Origin of the sequence: Pseudomonas sp. TH39(2020) (genome assembly GCF_016650715.1) — a bacterium.
In the GTDB taxonomy this organism is placed as follows: domain Bacteria; phylum Pseudomonadota; class Gammaproteobacteria; order Pseudomonadales; family Pseudomonadaceae; genus Aquipseudomonas; species Aquipseudomonas mandelii_C.
Map to the genome: position 1 here is coordinate 217,501 of NZ_JAEKFF010000006.1, position 25,890 is coordinate 243,390.

Sequence of the window (25,890 nt, forward strand, 5' to 3'; positions counted from 1 at the left end):
CCGCTACACAGGAAATTCCACCACCCTCTACCATACTCTAGCTTGTCAGTTTTGAATGCAGTTCCCAGGTTGAGCCCGGGGATTTCACATCCAACTTAACAAACCACCTACGCGCGCTTTACGCCCAGTAATTCCGATTAACGCTTGCACCCTCTGTATTACCGCGGCTGCTGGCACAGAGTTAGCCGGTGCTTATTCTGTCGGTAACGTCAAGACACCAACGTATTAGGTTAATGCCCTTCCTCCCAACTTAAAGTGCTTTACAATCCGAAGACCTTCTTCACACACGCGGCATGGCTGGATCAGGCTTTCGCCCATTGTCCAATATTCCCCACTGCTGCCTCCCGTAGGAGTCTGGACCGTGTCTCAGTTCCAGTGTGACTGATCATCCTCTCAGACCAGTTACGGATCGTTGCCTTGGTGAGCCATTACCTCACCAACTAGCTAATCCGACCTAGGCTCATCTGATAGCGCAAGGCCCGAAGGTCCCCTGCTTTCTCCCGTAGGACGTATGCGGTATTAGCGTCCGTTTCCGAGCGTTATCCCCCACTACCAGGCAGATTCCTAGGCATTACTCACCCGTCCGCCGCTCTCAAGAGAAGCAAGCTTCTCTCTACCGCTCGACTTGCATGTGTTAGGCCTGCCGCCAGCGTTCAATCTGAGCCATGATCAAACTCTTCAGTTCAAACATCTTTGGGTTTTTAAGAAACCCTAAACTTGGCTCAGCAATCGTTGGTTACATCTTTGATTTCTCGCGGAGTAACTTGTGATGCTGATAATCTTGTTGACTATCAGTCTGACTCCACAAGCACCCACACGAATTGCTTGATTCAGTTGTTAAAGAGCGGTTGGTTAAGATCTTTCGTCTCAACCGAGGCGCGCATTCTACAGCAGCCTCTGTTGCTGTCAAGCGGTTATTTTTCGAAGCTTTCAAAGTTTCCTTTGCAACTTCAACCACTTGCGCTTCCGATCTCTCGTTAGCGGGAGGCGAATTCTACAGCGTTACTCGCTGCTGTCAACACCTCTTTTACACCGCTTTCGACCGAGAAGATCGAATCGTTAAAAGAGCCAAACAACCTCACTCTTTCAACTCCTTCTGGGCTTCGATGACCTGAAGCAACTCGCTGTCGAAAACTGCGTAACTCATTGTTTACCAAGGAGTTTTCCGTTTCGACTGCGCCGGAAGTGGGGCGAATTATAGACTTCCAGAATCTGCCGTCAACCCTTAATTACGGTTTTCTATAAGGATGCTCAAAATCGCTGCTTATATATAGACGCGCCCGCCATGAATGCGCAGTATATTGCCCAATAACACTTTCGCTTCCTACTTCGGACGATGCCACGCCATGAACGACCAACCTCGCAGCCTTGCCTCGACCCTGTTTTCGGTTGGCCTGCTATTGATAGCCATGGCATCAATCCAGTCAGGAGCCTCCCTTGCTAAAAGCATGTTCCCCATTATCGGTGCGCAAGGGACCACCACCCTGCGGCTGATCTTCGCCAGCGTGATCATGATGTTGATACTGCGCCCCTGGCGAGCGAAGCTCACCGCAAAATCCCTGCGCACCGTCATCGTCTACGGGATGGCGTTAGGGGGCATGAACTTCCTCTTCTATATGTCCTTGCAAACCGTCCCCCTCGGTATCGCGGTAGCCTTGGAATTCACCGGCCCACTGGCGGTAGCCATCTACGCCTCACGTCGCGCGATCGACTTTTTGTGGATAGCCCTGGCCGCCATCGGCTTGCTGCTGTTAATACCTATGGGAGAAACGACCGCGGGAATCGATCTGATGGGCGCCGGTTACGCATTGGGCGCAGGTGTCTGCTGGGCGCTGTACATTCTGTTCGGCCAAAAGGCCGGCGCCGACAATGGCGTGCAGACCGCGGCACTGGGGGTGATGATTGCGGCATTTTTTGTAGCCCCTATCGGCATCGTCCATGCTGGCGCCGCGCTGCTCACTCCCTCACTGATCCCCGTGGCCATCGCTGTCGCCATTCTGTCCACCGCCGTGCCCTACACGCTGGAGATGGTAGCCCTCACCCGAATCCCGACCCGGACATTCGGCACGTTGATGAGCATTGAACCTGCGATCGGCGCACTGTCAGGCCTGTTGTTTCTCCATGAGTACCTTTCACTCTCACAATGGATGGCCATCACGTGCATCATTCTGGCTTCCATAGGCGCGACCATGACCATGGGGAGTGCGGCCAAGCCTGCTGTCGCTGCAGATTGAGACAGGATTTGACGAGGGTCTGGTATTTGCCGCGCAATTAGGCCATGTTTAGGCCCGCAACCTAGTGTCAGACATGGATTTTTCAGATAGGGATATCAGAACGCTTCAAGCGAAAGCGAATGCAGCCAAACCCGGGCGCAAAGATCCGGGGACGCTATAAGGACAGTAATGAAACGAATTTTGATACTGATCGCCGTACTTGCGGTTGCGGGCTGCGCGGCGACATCGAAAACCCAGGTAAAACACGGCAAGAGAGGGCTGCATATCAACTGTTCCGGGCTCTCGTCATCCTGGGACAAGTGCTACACCAGCGCTGCCAACTCGTGCGCTCCCAAAGGTTACAAGGTCATCGCCAAGTCAGGGGACGCTGTGGAAGAACCAGGCGATTACCCATTCGGCCTCAACCCTGCCGGCTATACCAGCCGCAGCATGATCGTCATCTGCAAATAGATTGATGCCGTCTTGTCAGGTTCGTGAACCTGCGATCTGGCGGCCAATCTCATCGTAACTGGACTTCAGCACCGTGCGCTGGATGTCCGGTGTGGCCAGCATTCGTGCAATGACCAACGCACCGATACATTGCGACAGAATTGCCCATGCCAGGCTGTCGCTTTCCAAAACCTGCGCCCAACTCTTCTGAAGCCGACAAATCCAGTTCTCCGCCTGCTGGCGAATCATCACGTCCGAGCGTGCTATCTCAGCTCCCAATGCCGGCAAAGCACAACCAGATTCCGGGTGTTCGACATGGGCCATGCTCAGGTAGTGTTTCAGGCAGCGCTGGAGCTTCTCAGGATTCTGGTCCGCCCCTAATCGATCCAGGCTTTGAGACAGCTCACGCTCGACGATTGAAGCGAACAGCTCATCCTTCGATGAAAAATGACTGTAGAAAGCCCCGCCACTCAAGCCGATCGCCTTCATCAAACCGTCGACACCCACCGTTGAAAAACCAGACTTCTTCGCCGACACCGCACTGCTTTCAAGTAGTTTCTCTTTGGTTTCCAGTTTGTGATTGGCCGAGTAACGCATTGCCTTGCCCTCAGGATTGATCGCCTTGACGCTTGCCAGATCGTAGCATAACGTTCGTTTAGTTAACGATCGTTTAGCAAAAGGATCTATCCATGAATAACAAGAAGGTCGTACTGGTTGTAGGTGCAGGGGATGCTACCGGCGGCGCAATTGCAAAACGCTTTGCGCAGGAAGGGTTTGTGGCGTGTGTCACCCGCCGCAGCGCGGACAAACTCCAGCCGCTGGTGGACGCCATCAAGGCCGATGGCGGCGAAGCCCACGGATTTGCCTGCGATGCGCGCAAGGAAGAGGACGTGATTGCGTTGGTTGAGCAGATCGAAAGCCAGATTGGGCCAATCGAAGCGTTCATCTTCAACATCGGCGCCAATGTGCCTTGCAGCATTCTCGAAGAAACCGCGCGCAAATATTTCAAGATATGGGAAATGGCCTGTTTCTCAGGATTTCTCAACGCTCGTGAAGTGGCCAAGCGCATGGCCAAGCGTCAACGCGGGACTATTTTGTTCACCGGCGCTACCGCCGGCCTGCGTGGGGCCTCAGGATTTGCGGCGTTCGCTGGCGCCAAGCACGGAATTCGTGCCCTGGCGCAAAGCATGGCGCGTGAACTGGGGCCGATGAATATTCACGTCGCCCATGTTGTAGTCGACGGCGCCATCGATACCGATTTTATCCGCGAAAGCTTCCCCGAAAAGTACGCGACCAAGGACCAGGACGGCATTCTCAATCCTGCGCACATTGCCGAGAACTATTGGTACCTGCACAGCCAGCCCCGTGACGCATGGACCTTCGAGATGGACCTACGCCCCTGGAGCGAACGCTGGTAAGCCCTCCCCCACAATAATAAACAGAGCGCATCGACCATGAGCAAAACCGTGGAGTTCTATTTCGACCTCGGCAGCCCCGCCACCTACCTGGCCTACACCCAACTGCCGAAGATCTGCGAGCAGACCGACAGCCAGTTGATTTACATACCCATCCTGCTGGGTGGCGTCTTCAAAGCCACTGGTAACGCCTCCCCCGCGACGATCCCTGCCAAGGGCCGCTACATGTTTCAAGACCTGGACCGCTATGCCAAGCGCTATGGCGTGCCACTGAAGTTCAATCCCCACTTTCCTATCAACACCCTGATGCTGATGCGCGCTGTCACCGGCATGCAGTTGCGCCATCCCGAGCGCTTTCAGGCATTCATCGATTGCCTGTTTCAAGCCCTCTGGGTTGAAGGCCGCAGCCTCGATGACCTGGCGACCGTCGCGTCAGTACTGTCACAGAACGGTTTCGACCCAAATGAGGTGCTGGCCCTGACCGCCGACGAGGAAGTCAAAGCCGCGCTAAAGGACAACACAGAGAAAGCAGTGCAACGGGGCGTATTCGGGGCCCCGAGCATGTTTGTCGACAATCAGCTGTTCTTTGGCCAGGATCGCCTGGACTTCGTCCTTGAAGCCCTGAGTTAAATCTCGACAACCAGCCGTCCCTGCGCCGCTCCCGAAACGAGCAGCTCATGGGCGGCCTCGGCTGTTTCCAGCGTGAACTGCCGAGGGTCGAGCAACGGTTTCAACTGACCCGCCTCGATCAACTGCACAGCCTCCCGAAGTATCTCCCCATGGTGCTCACGCCCTTTGCCTGTGAGCAACGGCAACAAGGTAAACACTCCAGAATAAGTCGCCCCACGAAACGAGAGCGGCGCAAGACTGTGCTGCCCCCACCCAAGACAACTCACGACATGTCCCTCGTAGATCCGAGCAGCCTGGAATGAAGCGTCCAGCGTCTTACCACCCACCGTGTCGTAGACAATATCGAAGCCCTCCCCCGCCGTGTGCTCAGCCACATACTCCTCAACCGAAGATTTTCGATAATCAATAAACGTCGCACCGAACCCTTCGATGATCGCCTGCTGCCCGGCCGACCCGGTGGCAAACACGTCAGCACCGAAAGCCCGGGCAATTTGCACAGCCACATGCCCGACACCACCCGCACCACCGTGAATCAGCACTTTCTGACCCGCCCGCACCCGCGCACGATCCACCAATCCTTCCCACGCCGTGATCAGTACCAACGGCAACCCTGCGGCCTCGCGCATGCTCAGATTGCCTGGCTTGCGCGCCAGCAGCCGTGCATCGACGGCGGCGTATTCAGCCAGTGAACCCTGCGTACCGCCAATGCCAGTGGCCATCGCATAGACCTCATCACCCGGCAGCCATCCACTGACGCCTTCCCCCAATGCCGCCACTGTTCCCGCAAGATCAATACCCAATATCGCCGGCAACGGCTGGCGCGCATGAGCAGCCTGACCCGAGCGAATCTTTCCATCCAGAGGGTTCACCCCACTGGCCTTGATCCTGACCAACACCTGACCGACTCCAGGCACGGGCTGTGCAATGGAAGCCAAGCGTAAAGGCCCATTGGCCGAATCAACAATCAGAGCGCGCATTTCAAATGAGTCAGTCATTTCGCAATTTCCCGTCAGAGGTGGCTGTGGGATTAATCTTCCTCCCCCTCACTCATGCCGATAAGACGCTATATAGCTATAGTGACCATGCCCATTTGGCATCAATGAGAAACCCCGTGGACAAACTCAATGCAATGGCGATCTTCGTCCGCGTTGTCGAACGTGGCAGCTTTTCTGCCGTCGCCCGGGAATTGCAGACCAGTCAGCCGACCATCAGCAAAGTGCTGCGAGCACTGGAATCTAAGCTGGGTGGAAAGCTGATTTCCCGCAGCACCCGGCAACTGTCCCTGACTGACGAAGGTCAGCGGTACTACAGCGAATGTCGACAAATTCTGGCGGCCGTAGACGCTGCAGAACACAGTTTTCACTCCGGCCGCGAGGCTGTTGCCGGAAACCTGAAAATCGGATCGTCCGTGAGTTTCGGGCGCTTACAGATTGCTCCGCGACTGCCGGCATTCCTCAAAAAACATCCCCAGGTGCAAATTGATCTGCAACTGAGCGATCAAAATCAGGACCTGGTCAGTGAAGGACTGGACGTCACGTTCAGGATCGGCGAGTTGAACGACAGCGGATTGATTGCCCGCCACATCGGCACCACCCACCGGGTGACCGTCGCAGCGCCCGACTACCTTGAGCAACACGGCAACCCGCAAACACCTCAAGAACTGAGCGAGCACAACTGCCTGCAGTTCAACCTGCTGAACAGTCAGAACCTATGGGTTTATGAGAGAGATGCCCAACGTCACGAAGTGCGAATCAAGGGAAACGCACAAAGCAACAACTCCGAGGCGATCCGCGAGATGGTGTTGGGGGGACTGGGGATTTCGTTGTCACCGGTTTGGCTGTTCAGCGAGGACTTGAAGGCGGGGCGCGTGACCGCGATTCTGCTGGAATACAGCGCGCAGTCGTTGCCGATTCATGCCGTGTCCCCGGCGAATCGTCGCCAATCCGCCAGGGTCAAAGCCTTTGTCGACTACATGAGCCAGGCGCTCGAAGAAGCGCCTGAACTCCAACCGATCAAATAGCCGCAGTCCGGGTGTTCAACCACTCAAGGGCTGCGCCGTCGAGCAACGGGCTCAAGCGCTGGCGCACCTCGGCGTGGTAGGCGTTGAACCACTGTTTTTCGTCATCGGTCAGCAACGATGGCTCCAGGCAGCGAGTGTCGATCGGGCACAAGGTCAGGGTTTCGAACTTCAGGAACTCACCGAATTCGCTTTTGCCCGCCTCACGGTTCAACACCAGGTTCTCGATCCGCACACCCCAGCGGCCCGGACGGTAAGTGCCCGGTTCGATGGAAGTGATCATGCCCGGCTGCATCGCGGTTTGCGGCGCAGCGGCGGCCTGATAGGCGATGACCTGTGGGCCTTCGTGCACGTTGAGGAAGTAGCCGACGCCGTGACCGGTGCCGTGACCGTAATCAACGCTTTCAGCCCAGATCGGCGCGCGGGCAATCGAATCGAGCAGCGGCGAGAGAATGCCTCGAGGGAATTGTGCACGGGACAACGCAATCACGCCTTTGAGAACCCGCGTGCAATCACGCTTCTGCTCATCGGTGGGCGTACCGACCGGCACCATCCGCGTGATGTCAGTGGTGCCGCCCAGGTACTGGCCGCCGGAGTCGATTAACAACAGACCGTCGCCTTCGATCACCGCGTGTTCTTCTTCGGTGGCGTGGTAGTGCGGCATTGCGCCATTGGCGTTGAACGCGGCAATGGTGTTGAAGCTCAGCGAAACATAACCCGGGCGTCGGGTACGCGCCGCCGTCAGGTGTTCGTCGATGGTCAGTTCGGTGATGCGCTCACGACCCAACGCTGTGTCCAGCCAGGTGAAGAATTCGCACAGCGCCGCGCCGTCCTGCTCCATGGCCTGACGAATGTGCTCGGCATCGGCCAGGCTTTTCTGCGACTTGGCCAACGTGGTCGGGTTCAGGCCTTCGACCAGCTTCACGCCGCTATCCAGGTTATCCAGCAAGCCGGCGGTGACGCGCGCCGGATCGACTTGCAGGCTCGCCCCGCTCGGTACGGCGCGCAAGGCGACGGCCACTTCGCTGTAATCGCGCAGGGTCACGCCGTCCTGTTCAAGGACCGCGCGCAGTTCGGTATTGACCTTGCTCAGGGCTACGAACAGGGTTGCCTGCTCTTGGCTGATCAACGCGAAGGAAACGAACACCGGGTTGAACGACACGTCACCACCGCGCAAGTTGAACAGCCAGGCGATGTCGTCAAGGGTGGCGATGAAATGCCAGTCGGCGCCGCGATCTTTCAAAACCTCACGCAGCTTGGCCAGTTTCTCGCCGCGGCTGACCGTCGCCTGAGGCGGCAGGTGTTGATAGATCGGCTCATTTGGCAGCGTCGGACGGTCGCTCCAAACTTCGCTCAACACATCGATGTCAGTGCGCAAACGTGCGCCGCGCTCTTCGAGCTTGCCACCCAAAGTACGCGCCGAAGCCACGGCCATTACCGCACCATCTACCGCGACGACGCCGCCTTCAGGGGTTTGCTCGGCCAGCCAGTCCAGCGGGCCGGGCTGACCCGGTTGCAGCTTGACCAGTTCGATGCCGCTGCCCTTGAGTTCCTTGGTCGCTTGTTCCCAATAACGGCTGTCGGCCCAGACGCCGGCAAAGTCCGGCGTAACGATCAGCGTGCCGACCGAGCCATGGAAGCCCGACAACCATTGCCGCCCTTGCCAGTAACCCGGCAGGTATTCGGACAGGTGCGGGTCGGCCGACGGCACCAGCAGAGCATGAATGCCCTCCCGGCTCATCAGTTCGCGGGTTTGCGCCAGACGTTGAGGCACCGATCCATTGATCGAAGGCTGCGTACTCATCATGTCTCCTGCTAATCACTTCATCATTATTGTTGAGTGCCGATCAACGCCGGCACTTTCAGACCCTATTGCCAAAATGCCGGAGCACTGGCGCAGGCCGCTTTAATCAGGTGTACCGCTTGGTCGATGTCCTGTTCGGTGGTGAACCGGCCGAGACTCAAGCGAATGGTGCGACTCGCCGAACGGGCGTCATGCCCCAGGGCCAGCAGCACATGGGAGGGCGCATTGCTGGCCGAGTTGCAGGCCGAGGTCGCGGAAAACGCGATCGAGGTGCTTAACGCCGCGGAATTGAACTCGCCTTCGTTGAAGGTCAGGCTCAGGGTATGGGGGATGCGCTGGGTCGGACTGCCATTGAGGCGAACCCCGGGAATACTCAGCAGCTGTTCGAGCAGGCGCTCGCGCAACCGGACGATCATGGCTTTCTCTTCATCGAACGAAGAGGCCGCCAAGGCGAACGCCACACCCATGCCAGCGATCTGGTGAGTCGCCAGGGTGCCGGAACGCAAACCGCCCTCGTGACCACCGCCGTGGATCTGCGCCTGCAAACGCTGCTGCGCGCGTGGCCCGACGTACAGCGCGCCGATGCCTTTGGGGCCGTAAATCTTGTGGGCGGAAAATGACATCAGATCCACTGGCAACCGGGCCAGATCGATCACCACTTTGCCTGCACCTTGAGCCGCGTCGACATGGAACAACGCATCGCGAGCACGCACGACTTCGCCGATGGCCGAGATGTCGTTGACGGTGCCCAGCTCGTTATTGACCAGCATCAGCGACACCAGAAAGGTGTCTTCGCGCATCGCTTCGCTGACCGCTTGCGGGGTAATCAAACCCTCGGCGTCAGGCACCAGATAAGTCACCGCAACACCGGCGTCCTGCAACTGCTTTGCCGTGTCGAGAATCGCTTTGTGTTCGATCTGGCTGGTGATGATGTGGCCGCCAGAAACGCCGCGGGCCTGGGCCACGCCCTTGAGGGCAAGGTTGTTTGATTCGGTGGCGCCGGAGGTCCAGACGATCTGGTCCGCCTGAGCGCCGACCAGTTCGGCGACCTGACGCCGCGCCTGCTCGACCGATTGCCGGGCTTGTTGACCGAACGCATGGGAGCTGGACGCCGGATTGCCAAAGTTGCCGGTAAAACCCAGACACTCGACCATGACCTTGATGACTCGTTCATCCACCGGCGTGGTGGCGGCGTAGTCGAAATACAGAGGACGTTTATTCATAGAAAACTCGCAGAGCATGTTCCGGGATCAGGAGGCTCGTCACTGAAACGTCAAAGCGCAACCTCGTGAGCTGCGCCGATCATTCAGAGCGTTAGAAATACCTGATCGGAGGCCGTTAAAGAAGAACAACTTCATTTAAAAGTGCGTAGGAACGCTCCTGAAGTCGAGCTTAACAGGCATCGGGCAACCGGTTGAAGCAATGCGTCAGCTAAAGCTTTCGAGCAACAACGGATACAGCGAAGCCACCAGCAACAAGGCCATGCCCCAGTTGAACAGCCGCAACCAGCGACGATCCTTCAGCACGTTGCGCAACAACGTGCCGCAGCATGCCCAGACACTGACGCTCGGCAGGTTGATCAAGGCAAACACGGCCGCAATCACGATCACGTTGGTGAAATAACCCTGCATTGGCGTGTAGGTGCTGATGGCTCCGATGGCCATGATCCAGGCCTTGGGATTGACCCACTGAAACGCTGCGGCGCCCAAATAGCTGATCGGCTTGTTCTCGCCCTTTTCACTCTCGGAAACCGGTCCCGAATGGGCGATTTTCCACGCCAGATACAACAAATACGCCGCGCCGACGTAGCGCAGCACGCTGTAGAGCAAAGGATAGGTTTGAAACACTGCGCCCAAGCCGAAACCTACTGCCACCACCAGCACGAAGAAGCCGCAGGTGATGCCAAGCATGTGGGGGATGGTGCGGTTAAAGCCGAAGTTCACACCCGATGCCAGCAACATCGTGTTGTTGGGGCCGGGAGTAATCGAGGTGACAAGCGCAAACAGGGCGAAGCCCAGCAGCAAATCGAGCGAGAGCATCATGGGTGGCAGTCCATTGGGGTCAGTCAGGTGTTGACCCTATCGCAGGCTTTAAGGGAAACCCATGGACAGTTGCGTGAAACTTCAAGCGGTACAGTTTTCGATCAGCTAGGACGACCGTGAAGCTGTACAGCACGTTCGGCGTTCATCTCGCCTCGTTTGTCGAAACTGAACGACTTTTGCGGTTGGCCGAGCAACTCGGCTTTTTTCGCGTGGTATTCATCGAAGGACAAACCTCGACGATTCAACGCCTCAAGTGCCAGCTCCTTGGTTTCTTCTGCGGTGTACGGCCGTAATTCCGGGGAAACATGGCTGGCACATCCGGCGAGCACGGAGACCGCAAGCAGCAAGAAAGTAGCGATTAGAGGTTTCATTGTGAGTGTCCTGACATCTGGGTTCGAGGCAATGAACACAGGCTACGCCGGGCATCCGATCAGCAGAAATCAACGCTCTCGATAGTGGCTATCGACTTTGACTAATGCTGCTCAGGTAGAACGCCTCATATCTCTAAAAGATCTATAAATATTAATTTAATGTCTTTTACGGAATAACACCGAGCCTTTATAACAACGGTCATCACTTCACGCACTGTTGCCCAAGCAACTGTTTGCCAGGCAACAGTCATTCAACAAACAGCTCTGCCATTCGAACAGCGTCTACCGGCCAACGCGCTGAAAGCCCCGTAAATAGGAGCTCCGAGGGATTGGTACAGCTCTTGCTCTCTGTCAGTGACTACTCACTGCTCCCTGAGCAACTGTTTAAAAAGGAACTGATCATGTCGCGTCCATTGAAAGTCGTTGCCCTCTCCGGCGGTACCTGGCGTCCGTCCCGCACGTTGGTGCTGACCCAGGCGCTGTTGGCGCAACTGGCCGAGCAACTGCCGATTGAAAGCAAGCTGATTGAACTGGGTGACATCGCCCGACCGTTGGGCGCCGCGCTGTCCCGCCAGGAGTTGAACGCCGAGATCGAAGCCGAGCTGCAAGCGATCGAGAACGCTGACCTGCTGATTGTCGCCGCGCCGGTTTATCGCGGTTCCTACCCTGGACTGCTCAAGCATCTGTTCGACCTGATCGACCTCAATGCATTGATCGACACGCCGGTATTGCTGGCCGCCACCGGTGGCAGCGAACGCCATGCGCTGGTCCTTGATCATCAGTTGCGGCCGCTGTTCAGTTTCTTCCAGGCCCTGACCCTGCCGATTGGCGTCTATGCCACCGAAGCCGATTTCTCCAATTATCAAATAACCAGTGAGCCCTTGAAGGCCCGCATTCGTCTTGCTGCAGAACGCGCCGCGCCGTTGTTTGGCGTGCACCCCAAAAATCTGCTGAAAATCGCTTAAGGATTTCTTCATGGATGTTTTCTGGTTCCTGCCGACTCACGGCGACGGCCATTACCTGGGCACCACTCAGGGCGCTCGCCCGGTGACACTCAACTACCTGAAACAAGTGGCCCAGGCAGCCGATAGCCTCGGCTACCACGGTGTACTGATTCCCACCGGGCGCTCCTGCGAGGATTCGTGGGTGATTGCTTCGGCGCTGGTGCCGCTGACCGAACGCCTGCGCTATCTGGTAGCGATCCGGCCGGGGATCATTTCGCCGACAGTCTCTGCGCGCATGGCCGCGACACTGGATCGACTGTCCAACGGCCGCTTGCTGATTAACGTGGTCACGGGCGGTGACCCGGATGAAAACCGTGGCGACGGCATCTTCCTCGATCACAGTGAACGCTACGAAGTGACCGACGAATTCCTGCAAATCTGGCGCCGGGTGCTGCAAGGCGAATCGGTGGATTTCGAAGGCAAACACCTGCAAGTGCAGAACGCAAAGGCGTTGTATCCGCCGGTGCAAAAACCTTATCCGCCGCTGTACTTCGGCGGCTCCTCCGAAGCCGCGCACGAACTGGCCGCCGAGCAGGTTGATGTCTACCTGACCTGGGGCGAACCACCGGCCGCCGTGGCGGAAAAACTGGCCGATGTGCGTGAGCGTGCCGCGCGAAACGGTCGCACGGTGAAGTTCGGGATTCGCTTGCACGTGATTGTTCGCGAGACCGCCGAAGAGGCCTGGAACGCCGCAGATAAACTGATCGAGCACATCAGCGACGAGACCATCGCAGCCGCGCAGAAGTCGTTCTCTCGTTTCGACTCCGAAGGTCAGCGACGCATGGCGGCGTTGCATGACGGGCGTCGTGACAATCTGGAAATATCCCCCAACCTCTGGGCCGGTGTCGGCCTGGTGCGTGGTGGTGCAGGAACGGCGTTGGTGGGCGATCCGCAGCAAGTGGCGGCGCGAATCAAGGAGTACGCGGACCTGGGGATCGAGAGCTTCATCTTCTCCGGCTATCCGCACCTAGAAGAGGCTTATCGCTTTGCCGAGTTGGTGTTCCCGTTGTTGCCTGAGCCGTACGCCAGCCTTGCGGGGCGCGGCGTCACTAATCTCACCGGGCCGTTTGGCGAAATGATCGCCAACGATGTACTCCCGGCCAAAGCCACGGCCTGACATGCAATCCCTGTGGGAGCGAGCCGGCTCCGGGCGGCGTTCCGACGAAGGCGTCCGTACAGTCAACACTGATGTTGGATGTTCCGGCCTCTTCGCGAGCAGGCTCGCTCCCACAGGGGACCTGTGTCGATTTTTATGAGGAACCCCGCGTGACGGCCAAACCACAAAGCGCCCTGCTCTCCCCTTTGCACACCGCCCGCCAACTGGCGGCCGAGTTTGCCCTGACTGCCGTCGAGCGCGATGAACGTGGCGGTACGCCCAAAGCCGAACGCGACGCCTTGCGCCACAGCGGTCTGCTCGCCTTAAGCATTCCCGTGCAGTACGGCGGCCTCGGCGCCAGCTGGAGTGACACCCTGACCATCGTGCGCGAGTTCGCCAAGGTCGACAGTTCGATTGCCCATGTCTTCGGCTTTCATCACCTGATGCTTGCCACCGCGCGCCTGTTCGCCCGGCCCGAGCAGTGGCAGCCATGGTTCGAACAGACCGCGCGCAAGAACTGGTTCTGGGGCAACGCCCTGAACCCGCTGGACTCCCGCACCGTGGTGAAAAACCTCGGTGGCTGGCGTGAGTTTTCCGGCAAGAAAAGCTTCTGCTCCGGCGCCAGCGATTCGCAAATGCTGATCGCCTCGGCCGTCGACGAAAGCGCTGGCGGCAAGCTGTTGATCGCCGCGATTCCCAGCGGTCGAAGCGGCATCACCTTGCACAACGACTGGAACAACATGGGCCAGCGCCAGACCGACAGCGGCAGCGCGACGTTCGAACGGGTACGGGTCGAAGAGTCGGAATTGCTGCTCGATCCGGGTCCGCTAAGTACGCCATTCGCTTGCCTTCGGCCGTTGATTGCCCAGCTGACCTTCACCCACATGTTCCTCGGCATCGCCGAAGGTGCCTTCGAAGAAGCGCGGCAATACACCCTCACCGAGACCCGTCCGTGGCACAAATCCAGTGCTCAGGATGTGCGTCAGGACCCTTATGTACTCGGCCACTACGGCGAACTCTGGGTCGCCCTCGAAAGTGTTCGACTGCTGGTGGAGCGCGCTGCCGGGCTGCTCGACAAGGCTTGGGCCAAAGGCCCGAACCTCAGCACCGAAGAACGTGGACACCTGGCTAACGCCATCGCCACGGCCAAGGTCGCTGCCACCCGCAACGGTCTGGAACTCTGTAGTCGGTTGTTCGAAGTGACCGGCGCCCGTTCAACCCATGCCTCACTGCGACTGGACCGCCATTGGCGCAATCTGCGCACGCAAACCCTGCACGACCCGGTGGATTACAAACTCCATGAACTGGGTGACTGGGCGCTCAACCAGTCCCTGCCGGTTCCGACTTTCTATTCATAGCCTTCTATTCATGGAGCCTGCCCATGCAACTGCTGACCTTACCGCCCTCGCCCGCCCTGGCTACCTCGATCCGCGCCACGGCGCAGGTGTTCGAAGACCCGAAATCCCAGGCCTTGCTCGCCCACATTCAACAAGTCGCACCGAGTGAAGCCAGCGTGCTGATCATCGGCGAAACCGGCACCGGCAAAGAGCTGGTGGCGCGACATATCCACAACCTCAGCGCCCGACGTAACCGGCCTTTCGTGGCAGTGAACTGCGGCGCGTTCTCCGAATCTTTGGTGGAGGCCGAGCTGTTCGGCCATGAAAAAGGTGCATTCACGGGTGCCCTGAGCGCCAAGGCCGGATGGTTCGAAGAGGCCGACGGCGGCACGTTGTTCCTCGACGAAATCGGCGATTTGCCGATGGCGATTCAGGTCAAGTTGTTGCGGGTGTTGCAGGAACGCGAAGTGGTGCGACTGGGTTCGCGCAAGAGCATCCCCATCAATGTGCGCGTGCTGGCCGCGACCAACGTGCAATTGGAGAAAGCCATCAACGCCGGGCATTTCCGCGAGGATTTGTACTACCGCCTCGACGTGGTCAGCCTGGAATTGAGCCCGCTGCGCGACCGCCCCGGCGACATCCTGCCGCTGACCCGACACTTCGTCGAAGCCTACAGCCAGCGCCTAGGCTACGGCACCATCACCATCAGCAAAGAGGCCGAACTGAAACTGCGCAGCTACAGCTGGCCGGGCAACATCCGCGAACTGGAAAACGTCATTCACCACACCCTGCTGATCTGCCGCAACGGCGTGATCGAACGCGACGACCTGCGCCTGTCGAACATGCGCATCGAGCGTCAGGACGACTACCACAGCAACGTCGACGATTCACCGGAAGCCCTGCTCGATCGGGCCTTTCAAAAGCTCTTCGAAGAACAGGCCGGGGCGCTGCACGAGAAAGTCGAAGACGCGTTACTGCGAGCCGCCTATCGATTCAGTCATTACAACCAGGTGCACACCGCAGCACTGCTGGGCTTGAGCCGCAACGTAACGCGCACGCGACTGATCAAGATCGGCGAACTGGCGGTAAACAAACGCCGGCCCACGGAAAACCTTCAGGGCGAGCGTGTCATGCAGCTGTCGATCTAACCCACCAGATTGCAGTGCAGCGCGTTGTCGTGGCTGCGTTCCAGGCTATGCAGCACCTGGAACGAGCCGAAGGTCACGGTTTTCGCCTGGTGAGCGCGGATCAGCTGCCAGAAATCCTGCTCGCCGCTTTCAAAGCTTTGAAACGCGGCCTCTCCCGCCTCGCGTGTTTGCCATTGCAGGTAGTTGAGCACTCGCCGGCCATCGTCGCTGGCCTGGATGCTGGCACTCAAAAAACCTGCGAAGTCCTGGGCCAGGCGTTCGGTCTGTTTCGACAGTGCCGACACCAGTGCGGGCTGTTGATGGGGTTCGATCTCGAATTCGATCAATTGGGTGAAGCTGCGATTTTTCTCTGACGCTTGCATGAAGAGTCCCCACTGACTTGTAAGCCGGATCTTGCGATCCGAAGGCCTGCAGGGTAAAACCTCGAGTAAACTTGAGGTCAAGAGGCATTTTTTAAATGATCACCTCGGAAAATCTGCATAAAGAACTCACCGTCGGCCAAGTGGCTGCGCGCAGCGGCGTCGCGGTCACCGCACTGCACTTTTACGAATCCAAGGGCTTGATCAAAAGTAATCGCAACCAAGGTAACCAGCGGCGTTATCCACGGGAAGTGTTGCGACGGGTGGCGTTGATCAAAGTGGCTCAGCGATTGGGCATTCCGTTGGCGGAGATTGGCGAGGCGCTCAAGTCCCTGCCGGATAACCGCGCCCCGACGGCGTCGGACTGGAAGGTGTTGTCGGCGCAGTGGAGTCGGGATCTGGATGAGCGGATCAATCAACTGACCTTGCTGCGGGATCGGCTCAATGGCTGCATTGGCTGTGGGTGTCTGTCGATGGAGGCGTGTCCGTTGCGCAACTTTGGCGATGTGCTCGGGGAGCGAGGGCCGGGGGCGCAGCTCCTTGAATCGAAGGCTGAGCCGAAATAGTGGCGCGACTTTCGCGAGCAGGCTCGCTCCCACATTTGAACTGTGGCGTTCACAGAACCAATGTGTGAGCGAGCCGGCTCCGGGCGGCGTTCCGACGAAGGCGGCTTGTCAGTCGATGAGGTTTTAGAACCCCCGGCGCAATCTGCCCTTTGTAGCGAGTCAGGATGAACTGCCGAACCTCATCGGAATTCAATGCCTTGGCCAGTGGGCGGGTGCAGTCGCGTTCGGCGTCTCGTTCCAGCAACACCGTGGCAATGCATTCAGCGACGCGCAAGGCTTCGGCTTCGTTGGCGATCCGATGGGCGGCCGGTGGGTTGATCGGATAAACGGCAGATTCAGGCATACAAGTCTCTCGGCCCCCATGTTTACCAGAGGGCATTGCATCTTCTGTGTCTGACCGTCCGAGCCAATGTTTTCGGGGGGAGTACTGGGCAGCTCAGAGGTTTTTTTCATGACTAACCAGAGCATTCTGCTGCTTCGCTGTTGATGGCTGAACAGTGGTGATGCAGCCTCGGGCAGTGATCTTTTTTGTGAACTTGGTGAGTGCCGAAGATCAAAATCAAGACATCGCCATTTTTGGCAGCACCTACACTTGATGATCCTGCTGAAAAGCGGCGAAGTGAAATCTTCCATCTACAAAAAAATCAGGGAGAACCATCATGAGCGTCAAACCTATTCCCGAGGGTTATCACAGCATCACCCCGTATCTGGGCATTCAAAAAGCGGCCGAAGCCATCGAGTTCTACAAGAAAGCCTTTGGCGCCACCGAAGTCATGCGCCTGTCCATGCCCGATGGCAGCATCGGCCACGCCGAACTGCGCATCGGCGATTGCCCGATCATGCTTGGCACGCCGTGCGATCAGGGGCCATTGAGCAATCCGGACACGTCGCCGTCCGTGGGCCTGCACCTGTATGTGAACGATGTGGACAAGTCTTATAAACAGGCGATTGCGGCTGGCGGCACGGTGGTGTCCGAGGTCAAGGATCAGTTTTATGGCGACCGCTCGGGAACCTTGAAGGATCCCTATGGCCATCTGTGGTTTCTGGCCACGCGCAAGGAAGATCTGACTCAGCAACAGATTGAACAGCGAGCGAAGGAGATGTTCAGCCAGGGTTGACCCAATGATAGTTCCCACAGGGGATCGGCTGTGTACACAGAATTAATGTTCAACACCGATCCACTGTGGGAGCGGGCTTGCTCGCGAAGGCGGCCTCACAAACAACACCCATTCCAGATATGAAAAAGCCCGCTGACCTTACTGGTTCAGCGGGTTTCTTTTTGCGCGGTGACTCAGTGAGCAGGACGCCGAGGATTTAGACCCTCGATCAGCTTTCTACGAAGGGGGTGTCAGTGCTTTATGCATGGGAATGGCGTGGAGCCCCGCCACCGTGAAGGTTTCAGCGCAAGGCTGGTAACCCAGATGACGGTAAAACGCTTCGCTGGTGCGGGTGCTGTTGAGTCGTGCCTGGCGCAAACCCTGATCGGTCAACCAGCCTTCGAGGTCGTGCACCAGCGCTTGCCCGGCCCCGCGTCGAAACCATTCCGGTTGCACGTAACAAAACGCGACTTTGCCGCTGATCGCCGCCATCGCGACGCCGACCGGTTTGTCCTGCAACAGGGCAATGTTCAGGTAAAACCGCGGGTCGGTCAGCCAGGGCTGCACGTGTTCGATGGTCTTGTTGTGGGTCCAGGTGGCGACGGTTAGCGGATCGTTGCGATGGTCGAGCGCGCAACCCACACGGATGGATCGCTCGACGATCCGGCTGATGATGCCGGCGTCGGCGGGGGTTGCCTTGCAAATGTTCAGGGGGGCATCCATGGCGCTGTTACCTCAATCCATTGAGTCAAAGCTGCCGGGGACGATAGCGCTGTGGCGAGTGGGTGGCTATTGGAGAGACGTTACATTTAGTGTGCAACACAGAGCTAATGTGGGAGCGAGCCTGCTCGCGAAGGCGGTAGCACATCCAGCATTGATGTGACTGACAGATCGCTTTCGCGAGCAGGCTCGCTCCCACAGGGGGATTTTTGTGGTTGTTAGATGGGTTGCAACGGCATGGTCAGTTCGACTCGCAACCCATCCGGCCGACTGTCGAAATGCAACGTACAGCCGCAACGCTGGACAATCGCCTGGACAATCGCCAGGCCCAGACCGCAGCCAGTGCTCTGGCCGTTACGCCAGAAGCGTTGGGTCAAATGTTGCAGATCGTCTTCGGCAATGCCGGGCCCGTGGTCGCGAACCACAAACTGCACGCGGTTGCCGGTGGTTTGCAGGCTCAACTCCACCGCGCCGTCACCCGGGGTATGCCGCAGCGCGTTGTCCAGCAGGTTGCGCAGCGCGGCAATCGACAGTACCGCGGGCATTTGCACCGGGGCGTGGGAGATTTTCGGCGGCATCTGAAATTTGATCCGCTGACGATCACCGCTGGCAGCGTCCTGAATCGCCAGTTTCGCCACCTGCTCGGCGCTGCATTGCACACCATCATCGAACGACAGACTGCCCTCGACCCTCGCGAGCAACAGCAATTGCTCAAGGGTCCGGTGCAGGCGATCGGCGCCCTCTTCGGCCCGGGCCAGGGATTGATCCCGGGCCGCGCCGTCGGTCATGCGCGCCACTTGCAGGTGGGTCTTGATCGCTGTTAGTGGGCTGCGCAATTCATGGGCAGCGTCACCGGTCAGACGGCGTTCCCGTTCGATGGTCTTGCCGATGCGCTGGAACAACTGATTCTGGGTGTCCAGCAACGGTTGCAGTTCGCTGGGCAGCGGCTGGATTTGCAAGGGTTCGAGAGAATCGGCGCTGCGGCGCATCAAGGCATCGCGCATGCGATTCAGCGGCGCCAGCCCCTGGCCGATCCCTAGCCAAAGCAGGCACAGGCAGCCGAGCAAGGCCACGCCCACCGGCACCGAAGCAGCCAGCAGGATCGACATGTTCAGCGCCTCACGCTCGATCTGCCGATCAGCGGTGGTGATGCGCACATCGCCGCGGGCCAGGGTGAAACTGCGCCACGGCGCGCCGTCGATCATCTGGTCGTGAAAGCCCATCTTCTCGGCTTCGAGGGTTTGTTGCGGATCGGTGTGACTGCGGGCGAGGATTTCGCCACGTAGCGAACTGACCTGACAGGCCATGCCGCCGGGGATATTCAGTTGTTCAGCGCTGAAATGGGTGCCCTCGCCCTTGCTCGGCAATGCCGGCAACTGCTCCATCAGGCCGGCGACCATCCGCGCCGACGCCACCAGCCGCTGGTCGAGGGAAAACATCATCTGATTGCGCAAATCGCTGAGCATCCAGGCCGCCGCCAACGCCCAGATCAGCGCAAAAGCGGCGCCGAGTGTCAGGCTCAGGCGCAAACGCAGGCTCATCACTTTTTCAATTCCTCTGCACCTTCGGCCGGCCCCAGGCGATAGCCCAGGCCGCGCACCGTCTCGACAATGCCATTGCCGAGTTTGCGCCGCAGGTGATGGATATGCACATTGAGAGCGTTGCTTTCCAGCTCATCGTTAAAACCATAAACGCTGTCTTTCAGTTGCTCGGTCGACAACACCCGGCCCCGGTTATGCAGCAAGGCCTGCAACAGCGACTGCTCACGACGGGAAAGGTCCACCGGCTGGCCGCCAAGCATGGTTTCACGGCTGCTCGGGTCGTAAGTCAGACGGCCGTGCTCGATCAGATTGACGCTGCGCCCCGCCACCCGTCGCAGCAGGGTGTGCAGGCGCGCGGCCAGTTCGCGCAGGTCGAAAGGCTTGAGCAAGTAATCGTCAGCGCCGGCTTGCAAGCCGTCGACGCGGTCGGTGACTGAATCCCGGGCGGTGAGGATCAGCACCGGAATTTCCAGACCGCTGTGTCGCAACTGCTGTAACAGCTTCAGGCCGTCTTCATCGGGCAAGCCCAGGTCGAGCACCATCACGTCGAACTCAGCCACTTTGAGCATTGCCCGGGCAGCCGACGCGGTGGCGACGTGCTCCACCGTCAGGCCCTGTGCGGTCAGGCCGGCGACAATGCCGCTGGCGATCAACTCGTCGTCTTCGCAAACCAGTACGTGCATGGTGAGACCTGTTGAAAAAAGGTGATTAGGCCGGCGGCCGATTAAGCGGACATTATGCCGCAAGCGCCATTGCCACAAGGCAACTGTGGTTAATCATCGGTTAATCGCCGCCTCCCATTGTGCATCTCACTTGCACAGGGATAAGGCTTACCCATGCGTCGACTGTTTCTATTTTTGGTTCTCTTGATCTCGGGTGTGGCCCAGGCAGGGACTGATCCGTTCGCGACCAAACCCGACTTTCTTCCCGTCGGCAAGGCGTTCATCTTTACCTCCGAACGCCTCGATTCCGGTGAAACCCAGCTCTATTGGCAGATCGCCGATGGTTATTACCTTTACCAGCAACGCCTGAAATTCGATGGCTTGCCCGCGGAACACAAGCCTGCATTGCCTGACGGCGAAGCGCACAGCGACGAGTTCTTCGGCGAACAGCAGGTCTATCGCCAAGGCCTGGAACTGAAGATCCCGGCAGGTGCGACCGGCCAGATCAAGGTCGGCTTCCAGGGCTGTGCCGACGCCGGGTTGTGTTATCCACCGCACACTCAGATCGTGGATCTGGGCGGTCAATCGACTGTCGCTGCGACTGACGAAGCACCGGACCAAGCCTTGGCCAGTGGCCTGCAACAGCGGGCGCTGGGTTGGAGTTTGCTGGTGTTCCTGGGTCTGGGACTGTTGCTGGCCTTCACGCCCTGCTCGTTGCCGATGTTGCCGATTCTGGCCGGTTTGATCGTCGGCAGTGGCGCCACGCCCAAGCGCGGTTTCGCCTTGGCCACTAGCTACGTCGTGAGCATGGCGCTGGTGTATGCGGCGATGGGCGTGCTGGCCGCGCTGCTCGGGGCGAATCTGCAGGCGTTGTTGCAGAACCCTTGGTTGCTGGGCAGTTTCGCTACCGTGTTTGTGTTGCTGGCGTTGCCAATGTTCGGCTTCTTCGAGTTGCAACTACCGGTGGCCGTGCGTGATCGACTGGAAAATGTCTCGCGCAATCAGCGTGGCGGCAGCCTGTTCGGGGCCAGTGTGTTGGGGGCCTTGTCCGGTTTGCTGGTGGGCCCGTGCATGACCGCCCCGCTGGCGGGCGCCTTGCTCTACATCGCCCAAAGCGGCAATGCGCTGCATGGCGGGCTGATTCTGTTCGCCATGGGCATCGGCATCGGTGTGCCGCTGCTGCTGTTGGTGACTGTCGGCAATCGCTTCCTGCCCAAACCCGGCGCGTGGATGAACCTGCTCAAGGGTGTGTTTGGCTTCCTGTTCCTCGCCACCGCGTTGCTGATGCTGCGTCCGGTGCTGGATGAATCACTGTGGATTGGTTTGTGCGGTGCGTTGCTGCTGATTGCCGCGTACAGCGCCTGGAAGCAGTCGGAAGGTTTCGGTCGCGTCGCCCATCTGTTCGGCGCCAGCTCACTATTGCTGGGTGTGTGGGGCAGCCTGCTGATGATCGGTGCCGCCGGCGGCAGCGACGACTTGGTGAAGCCATTGCAGGTCTACAGCGCTTCAAACTCGAGCAGCGCCGCAAACCCGGTCGGCCACGACGCATTCACCACGATCAAGGACCCGGCAGCTCTGCAACGGGAGCTCGACGCGGCGCAGGCTCAAGGCCAATGGGTGCTGCTGGACTACTACGCCGACTGGTGCGTGTCGTGCAAGGTCATGGAAAAACAGGTGTTCGGCAAAGCCCACGTACTGCAAGCCTTGAGCGATGTGCGCTTGCTACGGCTGGACGTCACCGCCGACAATGCCGCCAGCCGCGAACTGCTCGGCCGTTATAAAGTGCCGGGGCCACCGAGCCTGCTGTGGATCGGCGCCGACGGCATCGAGCGTCGCAGCCAGCGCATCACCGGCGAGGTCGATGCCGGCACCTTCCTGCAACGCTGGACCACTACCCGAGACGCCCGTTAATGCTGACCTTTACCCTCGGCACTTTTGCCATCGCGCTTAATCACCTGCTGCTGATCAGTGCCCTGGCGCTGGCGACCTTCGTCGGCTGGCGGGTGGCCAAGCGCGGCGGCGAGAATCCGGAGTCGGTGCTGTTCAGTCTGTTCCTGCTGGGCATGCTCGCCGCCCGGGTCGGCTTCGTGGCCGTTTACTGGGCGCACTATCGCGATGATCCGTGGCAGATCATCGACCTGCGCGACGGCGGTTTCCTCGCCTGGCCGGGCGTGATCGTACTGCTGCTGGCCGCGTTGTATCGAGGCTGGCGTCGCCCGGGCTTGCGCCGCCCGTTAGGCTTTGGCGTGGCCAGCGGTCTGGCGTTCTGGCTGCTGGCGACTTTCTCCCTGACCCTCTATGAACAAGGCACACGCCTGCCGGAAATTACCCTGCGCAATGCCGCCGGTGAAACCGTGCAACTGACCGATTACAAGGGCGGCCCGTTGGTGATCAATCTCTGGGCCACCTGGTGTCCGCCGTGCCGTCGGGAAATGCCGGTGCTGGAAAACGCCCAACAACACCGCCCGGACCTGACGTTCCTGTTCGTCAATCAGGCTGAAAGCATGCAAAGCGTCAGTACTTTTCTGGAAACCCAGGGCCTGAGCCTGTCCAACGTGCTGTTCGACGGTAGTGGCCGATTGGGCCAGGCCGTCGGCTCCATGGCGTTGCCGACTACGCTGTTCTATAGCCCCGACGGTCGCCTGCTGGGCAGCCATCTGGGCGAGCTGTCGGAAGCCACCCTGGCCCGCGCTCTGGAAAACTTCGACACCCCGAATCCTGCCGCACCGGCCACCTCTTCAAGGAAACTGCCATGCCCCGCCTCCGCCACCTGCTGACGTTGACCCTGGGCGCCGCCCTGCTGCATTTACCGTCAGTGCAGGCCGCCGAAGAATTGCCCGAAGCGATCAAGAAAATCGAAGCCAAGGGCGCGAAAATCGTCGGCCAATTCGACGCACCCGACGGCTTGCGCGGTTATGCGGCGCAGTACCAGAACCGGGGCATGGCGTTGTACCTGACCCCGGATGGCAAGCACGTGCTGCTCGGCAATCTGTACGACGCCGACGGCAACGACCTGAGCAGCGCGCCGTTGCAGAAGCTGGTTTACGCACCGATGGCCAAGGAAATCTGGGGCAAGATGGAAGCCAGCAACTGGATCGGCGACGGGAAGAAAGATGCGCCGCGGGTCGTGTACCTGTTCAGCGATCCGAACTGCCCTTACTGCAACATGTTCTGGGAACAGGCACGACCATGGGTCAAGGCGGGCAAGGTGCAGCTGCGGCACATTATGGTCGGCATCATTCGCGAAGACAGTCCGGGGAAATCGGCTGCGCTGCTGGCCGCCAAGGATCCGCAGAAAGCCCTGGAAGACCATGAGAAGTCAGGTAAGGAAAGCTCGCTAAAAGCCCTGAAAAACGTGCCACCGGCGATTCAGGCGAAGCTGGCGGCGAACATGCAGTTGATGGAAGACTTGGAGCTGCAGGCCACTCCGGCGATTTTCTACATGGACGACAAGGGCGAGCTGCAACAACAGCAAGGCGCGCCTTCGCCGGACAAGTTGCTGCAAATTCTCGGGCCTAAGTAACCTCACCGGCCCTTTCGCGAGCAGGCTCGCTCCCACAGGTGATCGCATATCCCTGTGGGAGCGAGCCTGCTCGCGAAGGCGTCCGTAAGATCGATCAGGCTCGCTCGCCCAGAAACTTCAATAAAACCTCGGTGACAAACTCCGGGTTTTCCAGATTGGAAATATGCCCGGCCTCTGGCACCAGCACAGAGGGGCAACCGATCAGCTCGGCCATTTCCCTTGTCTCCGACGGCGGTCGCGGTTTGTCCTGATCGCCACACATCAGCAGCGTGGTTTCAGGATTCAACTCGCCCAGTCGCGGCAACAGATCATCGCGCCCAAACGTAATCCGCCCCATCGGCACGATGCTCTCGCGCAGACGCTCCGCCGGCAGTGCGGCCAGTTTTCCGCGAAAATCCTGATACAGCGCCGACTGCGGATCGATGCCCGGGCGGAAGAAGATCGGCACGACGATATCGAGCAGCTGCGGCGCGATCACGCCGGTATCTTCGATCTGTTTGAACAGCGAGAAATAGTATTGGCGAGTCGGTTCCGGCTCGACACCAACGTAGGTGTCCATCAGCACCAGACCGTTGATCCGTTGCGGGGCCGACAGCGCCAGACGCACGCCCCACATGCCACCGACCGAAAGACCGACCAGCGTGACACGGTCGATGTCCAGATGATCGAGCAGCGCCAGTGCCTGGCGCGCTACGTCATCCAGCGACCTTGTGCACTCGGGCATCCGCCCGGATTCACCATGGCCCCACAGGTCCAGAGCAATCACCCGGTAGTGTTGCGACAGAGCGGCAATCTGCGGCGCCCACATGGCCTGGTCCCAAAGATAACTGCCGGCCAGCAGAACGGCAGGGCCGGTGCCTTGATCAATGTAGTGAAGGGGTTGTCCATCAACCGTAACGAAGGGCATTGACTGTCTCCTTTGTGAATTACGATCCACTAAAAAAAGCACAGGCAGCCTGAGCCGGTCCGAAGAGACAGTCAACGCGCAAATCCGCGCAAACTGCGCCGACGCCTTCGCGAGCAAGTCGAATCGTCGCACCGCCGCTCCCACGTTTGACCGCGTACTGGGTTTCGGCGAGAAAACGCAAGGCCACCCGGTCCGTCCGCAGGCTTGAAACACAACAGGGCCAAGTGCGTCAGCGTGTCGCAGTTATCACTCCACACCTTTGGGGAGCATTAGTTTTCTTTCTCATTTGACAATAATTATCATTAAGAATAATTTGTCGCTCGATGTGTTGGACGGCTCAGCCCCCGCTTGCCGTCCCACGAACCTATTTGCAGCAAGGTGATTTCCAATGACGGAACAAGTGTCCACAAGCAGGTGCGATTCACCGCTACTTCAGGCATTCGTCGACAATCGACTGATTCTGGTCAAGATTGCAGCCCGCATTACCGGCTGCCGGTCGCGTGCTGAAGACGTGGTGCAGGATGCGTTCTTCCGGCTGCAATCCGCGCCGCAGATCACGTCCTCGTTCAAGGCTCAGCTCAGCTACCTGTTCCAGATCGTGCGCAACCTGGCGATCGATCACTACCGCAAACAGGCGCTGGAGCAGAAGTACTCAGGCCCGGAAGAGGAAGGCCTGAACGTGGTGATTCAAGGTGCTTCGCCGGAAACCTCGCACATCAACTTCTCGACGCTGGAACACATCGCCGACGCGCTGACCGAGCTGCCCAGCCGCACCCGCTATGCCTTTGAGATGTATCGCCTGCACGGCGTGCCGCAAAAGGACATCGCCAAGGAGCTTGGCGTCTCGCCGACCTTGGTCAACTTCATGATTCGCGATGCGCTGGTGCACTGCCGCAAGGTGTCGGGCAGTCGTGTGGATACCTTTGCCCGCCGCTAAGATCCGAAATTTGCGTCGCCCCTTTCGCGAGCAGGCTCGCTCCCACACTTG

The 25,890-nt window shown here is 58.9% G+C and carries 26 protein-coding genes, 1 rRNA gene and 1 pseudogene (1 of these 28 only partly in view); 15 read left to right on the forward strand and 13 right to left on the reverse strand.

What is annotated here, in order from left to right; genetic code table 11:
• Positions 1 to 685 (reverse strand): 16S ribosomal RNA (locus tag JFU47_RS08890) (it extends 852 nt beyond the left edge of the window).
• 661 nt (positions 686 to 1,346) lie between these two features.
• Here JFU47_RS08890 and rhtA point away from each other — a divergent pair.
• Together rhtA and JFU47_RS08900 are read left to right on the forward strand one after the other, a co-directional pair.
• Positions 1,347 to 2,234: a threonine/homoserine exporter RhtA gene (gene rhtA / locus JFU47_RS08895; RefSeq protein ID WP_201182541.1), complete on the forward strand. Its 888-nt coding sequence runs from the start codon at positions 1,347 to 1,349 to the stop codon at positions 2,232 to 2,234.
• Positions 2,235 to 2,402: 168 nt separating this feature from the next.
• Positions 2,403 to 2,684: a hypothetical protein gene (locus JFU47_RS08900; RefSeq protein WP_008156219.1), complete on the forward strand. Its 282-nt coding sequence runs from the start codon at positions 2,403 to 2,405 to the stop codon at positions 2,682 to 2,684.
• A 15-nt stretch (positions 2,685 to 2,699) separates the two neighbouring features.
• On the opposite strand, the gene JFU47_RS08905 is transcribed toward JFU47_RS08900, so the two are convergent.
• On the reverse strand, positions 2,700 to 3,260 hold the full coding sequence (locus JFU47_RS08905) for a TetR/AcrR family transcriptional regulator (protein WP_201182543.1): 561 nt from the start codon (positions 3,258 to 3,260) through the stop codon (positions 2,700 to 2,702).
• 92 nt (positions 3,261 to 3,352) lie between these two features.
• On the opposite strand from JFU47_RS08905, the gene JFU47_RS08910 reads away from it, so the two are divergent.
• On the forward strand, positions 3,353 to 4,081 hold the full coding sequence (locus tag JFU47_RS08910) for an SDR family oxidoreductase (RefSeq protein ID WP_201182545.1): 729 nt from the start codon (positions 3,353 to 3,355) through the stop codon (positions 4,079 to 4,081).
• 36 nt (positions 4,082 to 4,117) lie between these two features.
• Complete coding sequence (locus JFU47_RS08915; protein ID WP_140896208.1) at positions 4,118 to 4,708, forward strand: 2-hydroxychromene-2-carboxylate isomerase; 591 nt, start codon at positions 4,118 to 4,120, stop codon at positions 4,706 to 4,708.
• Here JFU47_RS08915 and JFU47_RS08920 read toward each other — a convergent pair.
• Positions 4,705 to 5,703 carry a zinc-dependent alcohol dehydrogenase family protein gene (locus JFU47_RS08920; RefSeq protein ID WP_201182546.1) on the reverse strand — a complete coding sequence of 333 codons (999 nt, stop codon included), beginning with the start codon at positions 5,701 to 5,703 and terminating at the stop codon, positions 4,705 to 4,707. The two genes, JFU47_RS08915 and JFU47_RS08920, sit on opposite strands and share 4 nt — an antisense overlap.
• A 104-nt stretch (positions 5,704 to 5,807) precedes the next feature.
• On the opposite strand from JFU47_RS08920, the gene JFU47_RS08925 reads away from it, so the two are divergent.
• A complete protein-coding gene (locus JFU47_RS08925) occupies positions 5,808 to 6,728 on the forward strand; it encodes a LysR family transcriptional regulator (protein ID WP_201182548.1) in 921 nt (306 codons plus the stop codon).
• Here JFU47_RS08925 and JFU47_RS08930 read toward each other — a convergent pair.
• The 4 genes from JFU47_RS08930 to JFU47_RS08945 all read right to left on the reverse strand — a co-directional run bounded on the left by JFU47_RS08930 (position 6,721) and on the right by JFU47_RS08945 (position 10,942).
• The gene (locus JFU47_RS08930; RefSeq protein ID WP_201182549.1) at positions 6,721 to 8,529 is read right to left on the reverse strand and encodes an aminopeptidase P family protein; all 1,809 of its coding nucleotides are present in this window, start codon (positions 8,527 to 8,529) and stop codon (positions 6,721 to 6,723) included. The two genes, JFU47_RS08925 and JFU47_RS08930, sit on opposite strands and share 8 nt — an antisense overlap.
• Positions 8,530 to 8,594: 65 nt before the next feature.
• On the reverse strand, positions 8,595 to 9,752 hold the full coding sequence (locus JFU47_RS08935; RefSeq protein ID WP_201182551.1) for a cysteine desulfurase family protein: 1,158 nt from the start codon (positions 9,750 to 9,752) through the stop codon (positions 8,595 to 8,597).
• Between the two features lie 204 nt (positions 9,753 to 9,956).
• On the reverse strand, positions 9,957 to 10,571 hold the full coding sequence (locus JFU47_RS08940; protein WP_201182552.1) for a LysE family translocator: 615 nt from the start codon (positions 10,569 to 10,571) through the stop codon (positions 9,957 to 9,959).
• Positions 10,572 to 10,672: 101 nt separating this feature from the next.
• A complete protein-coding gene (locus JFU47_RS08945; RefSeq protein WP_201182553.1) occupies positions 10,673 to 10,942 on the reverse strand; it encodes a hypothetical protein in 270 nt (89 codons plus the stop codon).
• Between the two features lie 401 nt (positions 10,943 to 11,343).
• Between JFU47_RS08945 and msuE the strand changes: the two genes are divergently transcribed.
• The 4 genes from msuE to JFU47_RS08965 all read left to right on the forward strand — a co-directional run bounded on the left by msuE (position 11,344) and on the right by JFU47_RS08965 (position 15,527).
• The gene (gene msuE / locus JFU47_RS08950) at positions 11,344 to 11,907 is read left to right on the forward strand and encodes an FMN reductase (RefSeq protein WP_201182555.1); all 564 of its coding nucleotides are present in this window, start codon (positions 11,344 to 11,346) and stop codon (positions 11,905 to 11,907) included.
• Between the two features lie 10 nt (positions 11,908 to 11,917).
• On the forward strand, positions 11,918 to 13,063 hold the full coding sequence (gene ssuD / locus JFU47_RS08955; RefSeq protein ID WP_140683540.1) for an FMNH2-dependent alkanesulfonate monooxygenase: 1,146 nt from the start codon (positions 11,918 to 11,920) through the stop codon (positions 13,061 to 13,063).
• A gap of 149 nt (positions 13,064 to 13,212) precedes the next feature.
• A complete protein-coding gene (locus JFU47_RS08960; protein WP_201182557.1) occupies positions 13,213 to 14,400 on the forward strand; it encodes an acyl-CoA dehydrogenase family protein in 1,188 nt (395 codons plus the stop codon).
• Positions 14,401 to 14,423: 23 nt separating this feature from the next.
• Positions 14,424 to 15,527 carry a sigma-54 interaction domain-containing protein gene (locus JFU47_RS08965; RefSeq protein WP_201182558.1) on the forward strand — a complete coding sequence of 368 codons (1,104 nt, stop codon included), beginning with the start codon at positions 14,424 to 14,426 and terminating at the stop codon, positions 15,525 to 15,527.
• Here the strand turns inward: JFU47_RS08965 and JFU47_RS08970 are convergent.
• On the reverse strand, positions 15,524 to 15,889 hold the full coding sequence (locus JFU47_RS08970) for an antibiotic biosynthesis monooxygenase (RefSeq protein WP_201182560.1): 366 nt from the start codon (positions 15,887 to 15,889) through the stop codon (positions 15,524 to 15,526). The two genes, JFU47_RS08965 and JFU47_RS08970, sit on opposite strands and share 4 nt — an antisense overlap.
• Before the next feature lie 95 nt (positions 15,890 to 15,984).
• Between JFU47_RS08970 and soxR the strand changes: the two genes are divergently transcribed.
• Positions 15,985 to 16,452: a redox-sensitive transcriptional activator SoxR gene (gene soxR, locus JFU47_RS08975; protein ID WP_201182561.1), complete on the forward strand. Its 468-nt coding sequence runs from the start codon at positions 15,985 to 15,987 to the stop codon at positions 16,450 to 16,452.
• A 130-nt stretch (positions 16,453 to 16,582) separates the two neighbouring features.
• Here soxR and JFU47_RS08980 read toward each other — a convergent pair.
• A pseudogene (locus JFU47_RS08980) lies at positions 16,583 to 16,657 on the reverse strand (MetQ/NlpA family ABC transporter substrate-binding protein); the annotation flags it as partial.
• A gap of 454 nt (positions 16,658 to 17,111) precedes the next feature.
• Between JFU47_RS08980 and JFU47_RS08990 the strand changes: the two are divergent.
• Positions 17,112 to 17,570, forward strand: a complete 459-nt coding sequence (locus JFU47_RS08990; protein ID WP_201182562.1) for a VOC family protein — start codon at positions 17,112 to 17,114, stop codon at positions 17,568 to 17,570.
• A gap of 216 nt (positions 17,571 to 17,786) precedes the next feature.
• Here the strand turns inward: JFU47_RS08990 and JFU47_RS08995 are convergent, their stop codons facing one another.
• The 3 genes from JFU47_RS08995 to JFU47_RS09005 all read right to left on the reverse strand — a co-directional run bounded on the left by JFU47_RS08995 (position 17,787) and on the right by JFU47_RS09005 (position 20,493).
• On the reverse strand, positions 17,787 to 18,272 hold the full coding sequence (locus JFU47_RS08995; protein WP_201182563.1) for a GNAT family N-acetyltransferase: 486 nt from the start codon (positions 18,270 to 18,272) through the stop codon (positions 17,787 to 17,789).
• A 215-nt stretch (positions 18,273 to 18,487) separates the two neighbouring features.
• Positions 18,488 to 19,813, reverse strand: a complete 1,326-nt coding sequence (locus tag JFU47_RS09000) for an ATP-binding protein (protein WP_201182564.1) — start codon at positions 19,811 to 19,813, stop codon at positions 18,488 to 18,490.
• Positions 19,810 to 20,493: a response regulator gene (locus tag JFU47_RS09005; protein WP_123368938.1), complete on the reverse strand. Its 684-nt coding sequence runs from the start codon at positions 20,491 to 20,493 to the stop codon at positions 19,810 to 19,812. The genes JFU47_RS09000 and JFU47_RS09005 overlap by 4 nt, the downstream gene beginning before the upstream one ends.
• A gap of 153 nt (positions 20,494 to 20,646) precedes the next feature.
• On the opposite strand from JFU47_RS09005, the gene dsbD reads away from it, so the two are divergent.
• Genes dsbD through dsbG form a run of 3 tightly spaced genes read left to right on the forward strand, consistent with a single transcriptional unit; the run spans position 20,647 to position 23,995 of the window.
• Positions 20,647 to 22,383: a protein-disulfide reductase DsbD gene (gene dsbD, locus JFU47_RS09010; RefSeq protein ID WP_201182565.1), complete on the forward strand. Its 1,737-nt coding sequence runs from the start codon at positions 20,647 to 20,649 to the stop codon at positions 22,381 to 22,383.
• Complete coding sequence (locus tag JFU47_RS09015) at positions 22,383 to 23,249, forward strand: TlpA disulfide reductase family protein (protein ID WP_201182566.1); 867 nt, start codon at positions 22,383 to 22,385, stop codon at positions 23,247 to 23,249. The genes dsbD and JFU47_RS09015 overlap by 1 nt, the downstream gene beginning before the upstream one ends.
• Complete coding sequence (gene dsbG / locus JFU47_RS09020; protein ID WP_201182567.1) at positions 23,225 to 23,995, forward strand: thiol:disulfide interchange protein DsbG; 771 nt, start codon at positions 23,225 to 23,227, stop codon at positions 23,993 to 23,995. The genes JFU47_RS09015 and dsbG overlap by 25 nt, the downstream gene beginning before the upstream one ends.
• 94 nt (positions 23,996 to 24,089) lie before the next feature.
• On the opposite strand, the gene JFU47_RS09025 is transcribed toward dsbG, so the two are convergent.
• Entirely contained in the window at positions 24,090 to 24,902 is an 813-nt protein-coding gene (locus JFU47_RS09025) for an alpha/beta fold hydrolase (protein ID WP_201182569.1), read from the reverse strand.
• 388 nt (positions 24,903 to 25,290) lie between these two features.
• On the opposite strand from JFU47_RS09025, the gene JFU47_RS09030 reads away from it, so the two are divergent.
• Entirely contained in the window at positions 25,291 to 25,839 is a 549-nt protein-coding gene (locus JFU47_RS09030; RefSeq protein ID WP_008145913.1) for an RNA polymerase factor sigma-70, read from the forward strand.
• Positions 25,840 to 25,890: the final 51 nt, after the last annotated feature.

What these genes read in the sequence shown, in the direction of transcription:
- rhtA (WP_201182541.1), top strand. Translation starts at nt 1,347, where the DNA reads ATGAACGACCAACCTCGCAGCCTTGCCTCGACCCTGTTTTCGGTTGGC.
- JFU47_RS08900 (WP_008156219.1), top strand. Translation starts at nt 2,403, where the DNA reads ATGAAACGAATTTTGATACTGATCGCCGTACTTGCGGTTGCGGGCTGC.
- JFU47_RS08905 (WP_201182543.1), bottom strand. Translation starts at nt 3,260, where the DNA reads ATGCGTTACTCGGCCAATCACAAACTGGAAACCAAAGAGAAACTACTT.
- JFU47_RS08910 (WP_201182545.1), top strand. Translation starts at nt 3,353, where the DNA reads ATGAATAACAAGAAGGTCGTACTGGTTGTAGGTGCAGGGGATGCTACC.
- JFU47_RS08915 (WP_140896208.1), top strand. Translation starts at nt 4,118, where the DNA reads ATGAGCAAAACCGTGGAGTTCTATTTCGACCTCGGCAGCCCCGCCACC.
- JFU47_RS08920 (WP_201182546.1), bottom strand. Translation starts at nt 5,703, where the DNA reads ATGACTGACTCATTTGAAATGCGCGCTCTGATTGTTGATTCGGCCAAT.
- JFU47_RS08925 (WP_201182548.1), top strand. Translation starts at nt 5,808, where the DNA reads ATGAGAAACCCCGTGGACAAACTCAATGCAATGGCGATCTTCGTCCGC.
- JFU47_RS08930 (WP_201182549.1), bottom strand. Translation starts at nt 8,529, where the DNA reads ATGAGTACGCAGCCTTCGATCAATGGATCGGTGCCTCAACGTCTGGCG.
- JFU47_RS08935 (WP_201182551.1), bottom strand. Translation starts at nt 9,752, where the DNA reads ATGAATAAACGTCCTCTGTATTTCGACTACGCCGCCACCACGCCGGTG.
- JFU47_RS08940 (WP_201182552.1), bottom strand. Translation starts at nt 10,571, where the DNA reads ATGATGCTCTCGCTCGATTTGCTGCTGGGCTTCGCCCTGTTTGCGCTT.
- JFU47_RS08945 (WP_201182553.1), bottom strand. Translation starts at nt 10,942, where the DNA reads ATGAAACCTCTAATCGCTACTTTCTTGCTGCTTGCGGTCTCCGTGCTC.
- msuE (WP_201182555.1), top strand. Translation starts at nt 11,344, where the DNA reads ATGTCGCGTCCATTGAAAGTCGTTGCCCTCTCCGGCGGTACCTGGCGT.
- ssuD (WP_140683540.1), top strand. Translation starts at nt 11,918, where the DNA reads ATGGATGTTTTCTGGTTCCTGCCGACTCACGGCGACGGCCATTACCTG.
- JFU47_RS08965 (WP_201182558.1), top strand. Translation starts at nt 14,424, where the DNA reads ATGCAACTGCTGACCTTACCGCCCTCGCCCGCCCTGGCTACCTCGATC.
- JFU47_RS08970 (WP_201182560.1), bottom strand. Translation starts at nt 15,889, where the DNA reads ATGCAAGCGTCAGAGAAAAATCGCAGCTTCACCCAATTGATCGAATTC.
- soxR (WP_201182561.1), top strand. Translation starts at nt 15,985, where the DNA reads ATGATCACCTCGGAAAATCTGCATAAAGAACTCACCGTCGGCCAAGTG.
- JFU47_RS08990 (WP_201182562.1), top strand. Translation starts at nt 17,112, where the DNA reads ATGAGCGTCAAACCTATTCCCGAGGGTTATCACAGCATCACCCCGTAT.
- JFU47_RS08995 (WP_201182563.1), bottom strand. Translation starts at nt 18,272, where the DNA reads ATGGATGCCCCCCTGAACATTTGCAAGGCAACCCCCGCCGACGCCGGC.
- JFU47_RS09005 (WP_123368938.1), bottom strand. Translation starts at nt 20,493, where the DNA reads ATGCACGTACTGGTTTGCGAAGACGACGAGTTGATCGCCAGCGGCATT.
- dsbD (WP_201182565.1), top strand. Translation starts at nt 20,647, where the DNA reads ATGCGTCGACTGTTTCTATTTTTGGTTCTCTTGATCTCGGGTGTGGCC.
- JFU47_RS09015 (WP_201182566.1), top strand. Translation starts at nt 22,383, where the DNA reads ATGCTGACCTTTACCCTCGGCACTTTTGCCATCGCGCTTAATCACCTG.
- dsbG (WP_201182567.1), top strand. Translation starts at nt 23,225, where the DNA reads ATGCCCCGCCTCCGCCACCTGCTGACGTTGACCCTGGGCGCCGCCCTG.
- JFU47_RS09025 (WP_201182569.1), bottom strand. Translation starts at nt 24,902, where the DNA reads ATGCCCTTCGTTACGGTTGATGGACAACCCCTTCACTACATTGATCAA.
- JFU47_RS09030 (WP_008145913.1), top strand. Translation starts at nt 25,291, where the DNA reads ATGACGGAACAAGTGTCCACAAGCAGGTGCGATTCACCGCTACTTCAG.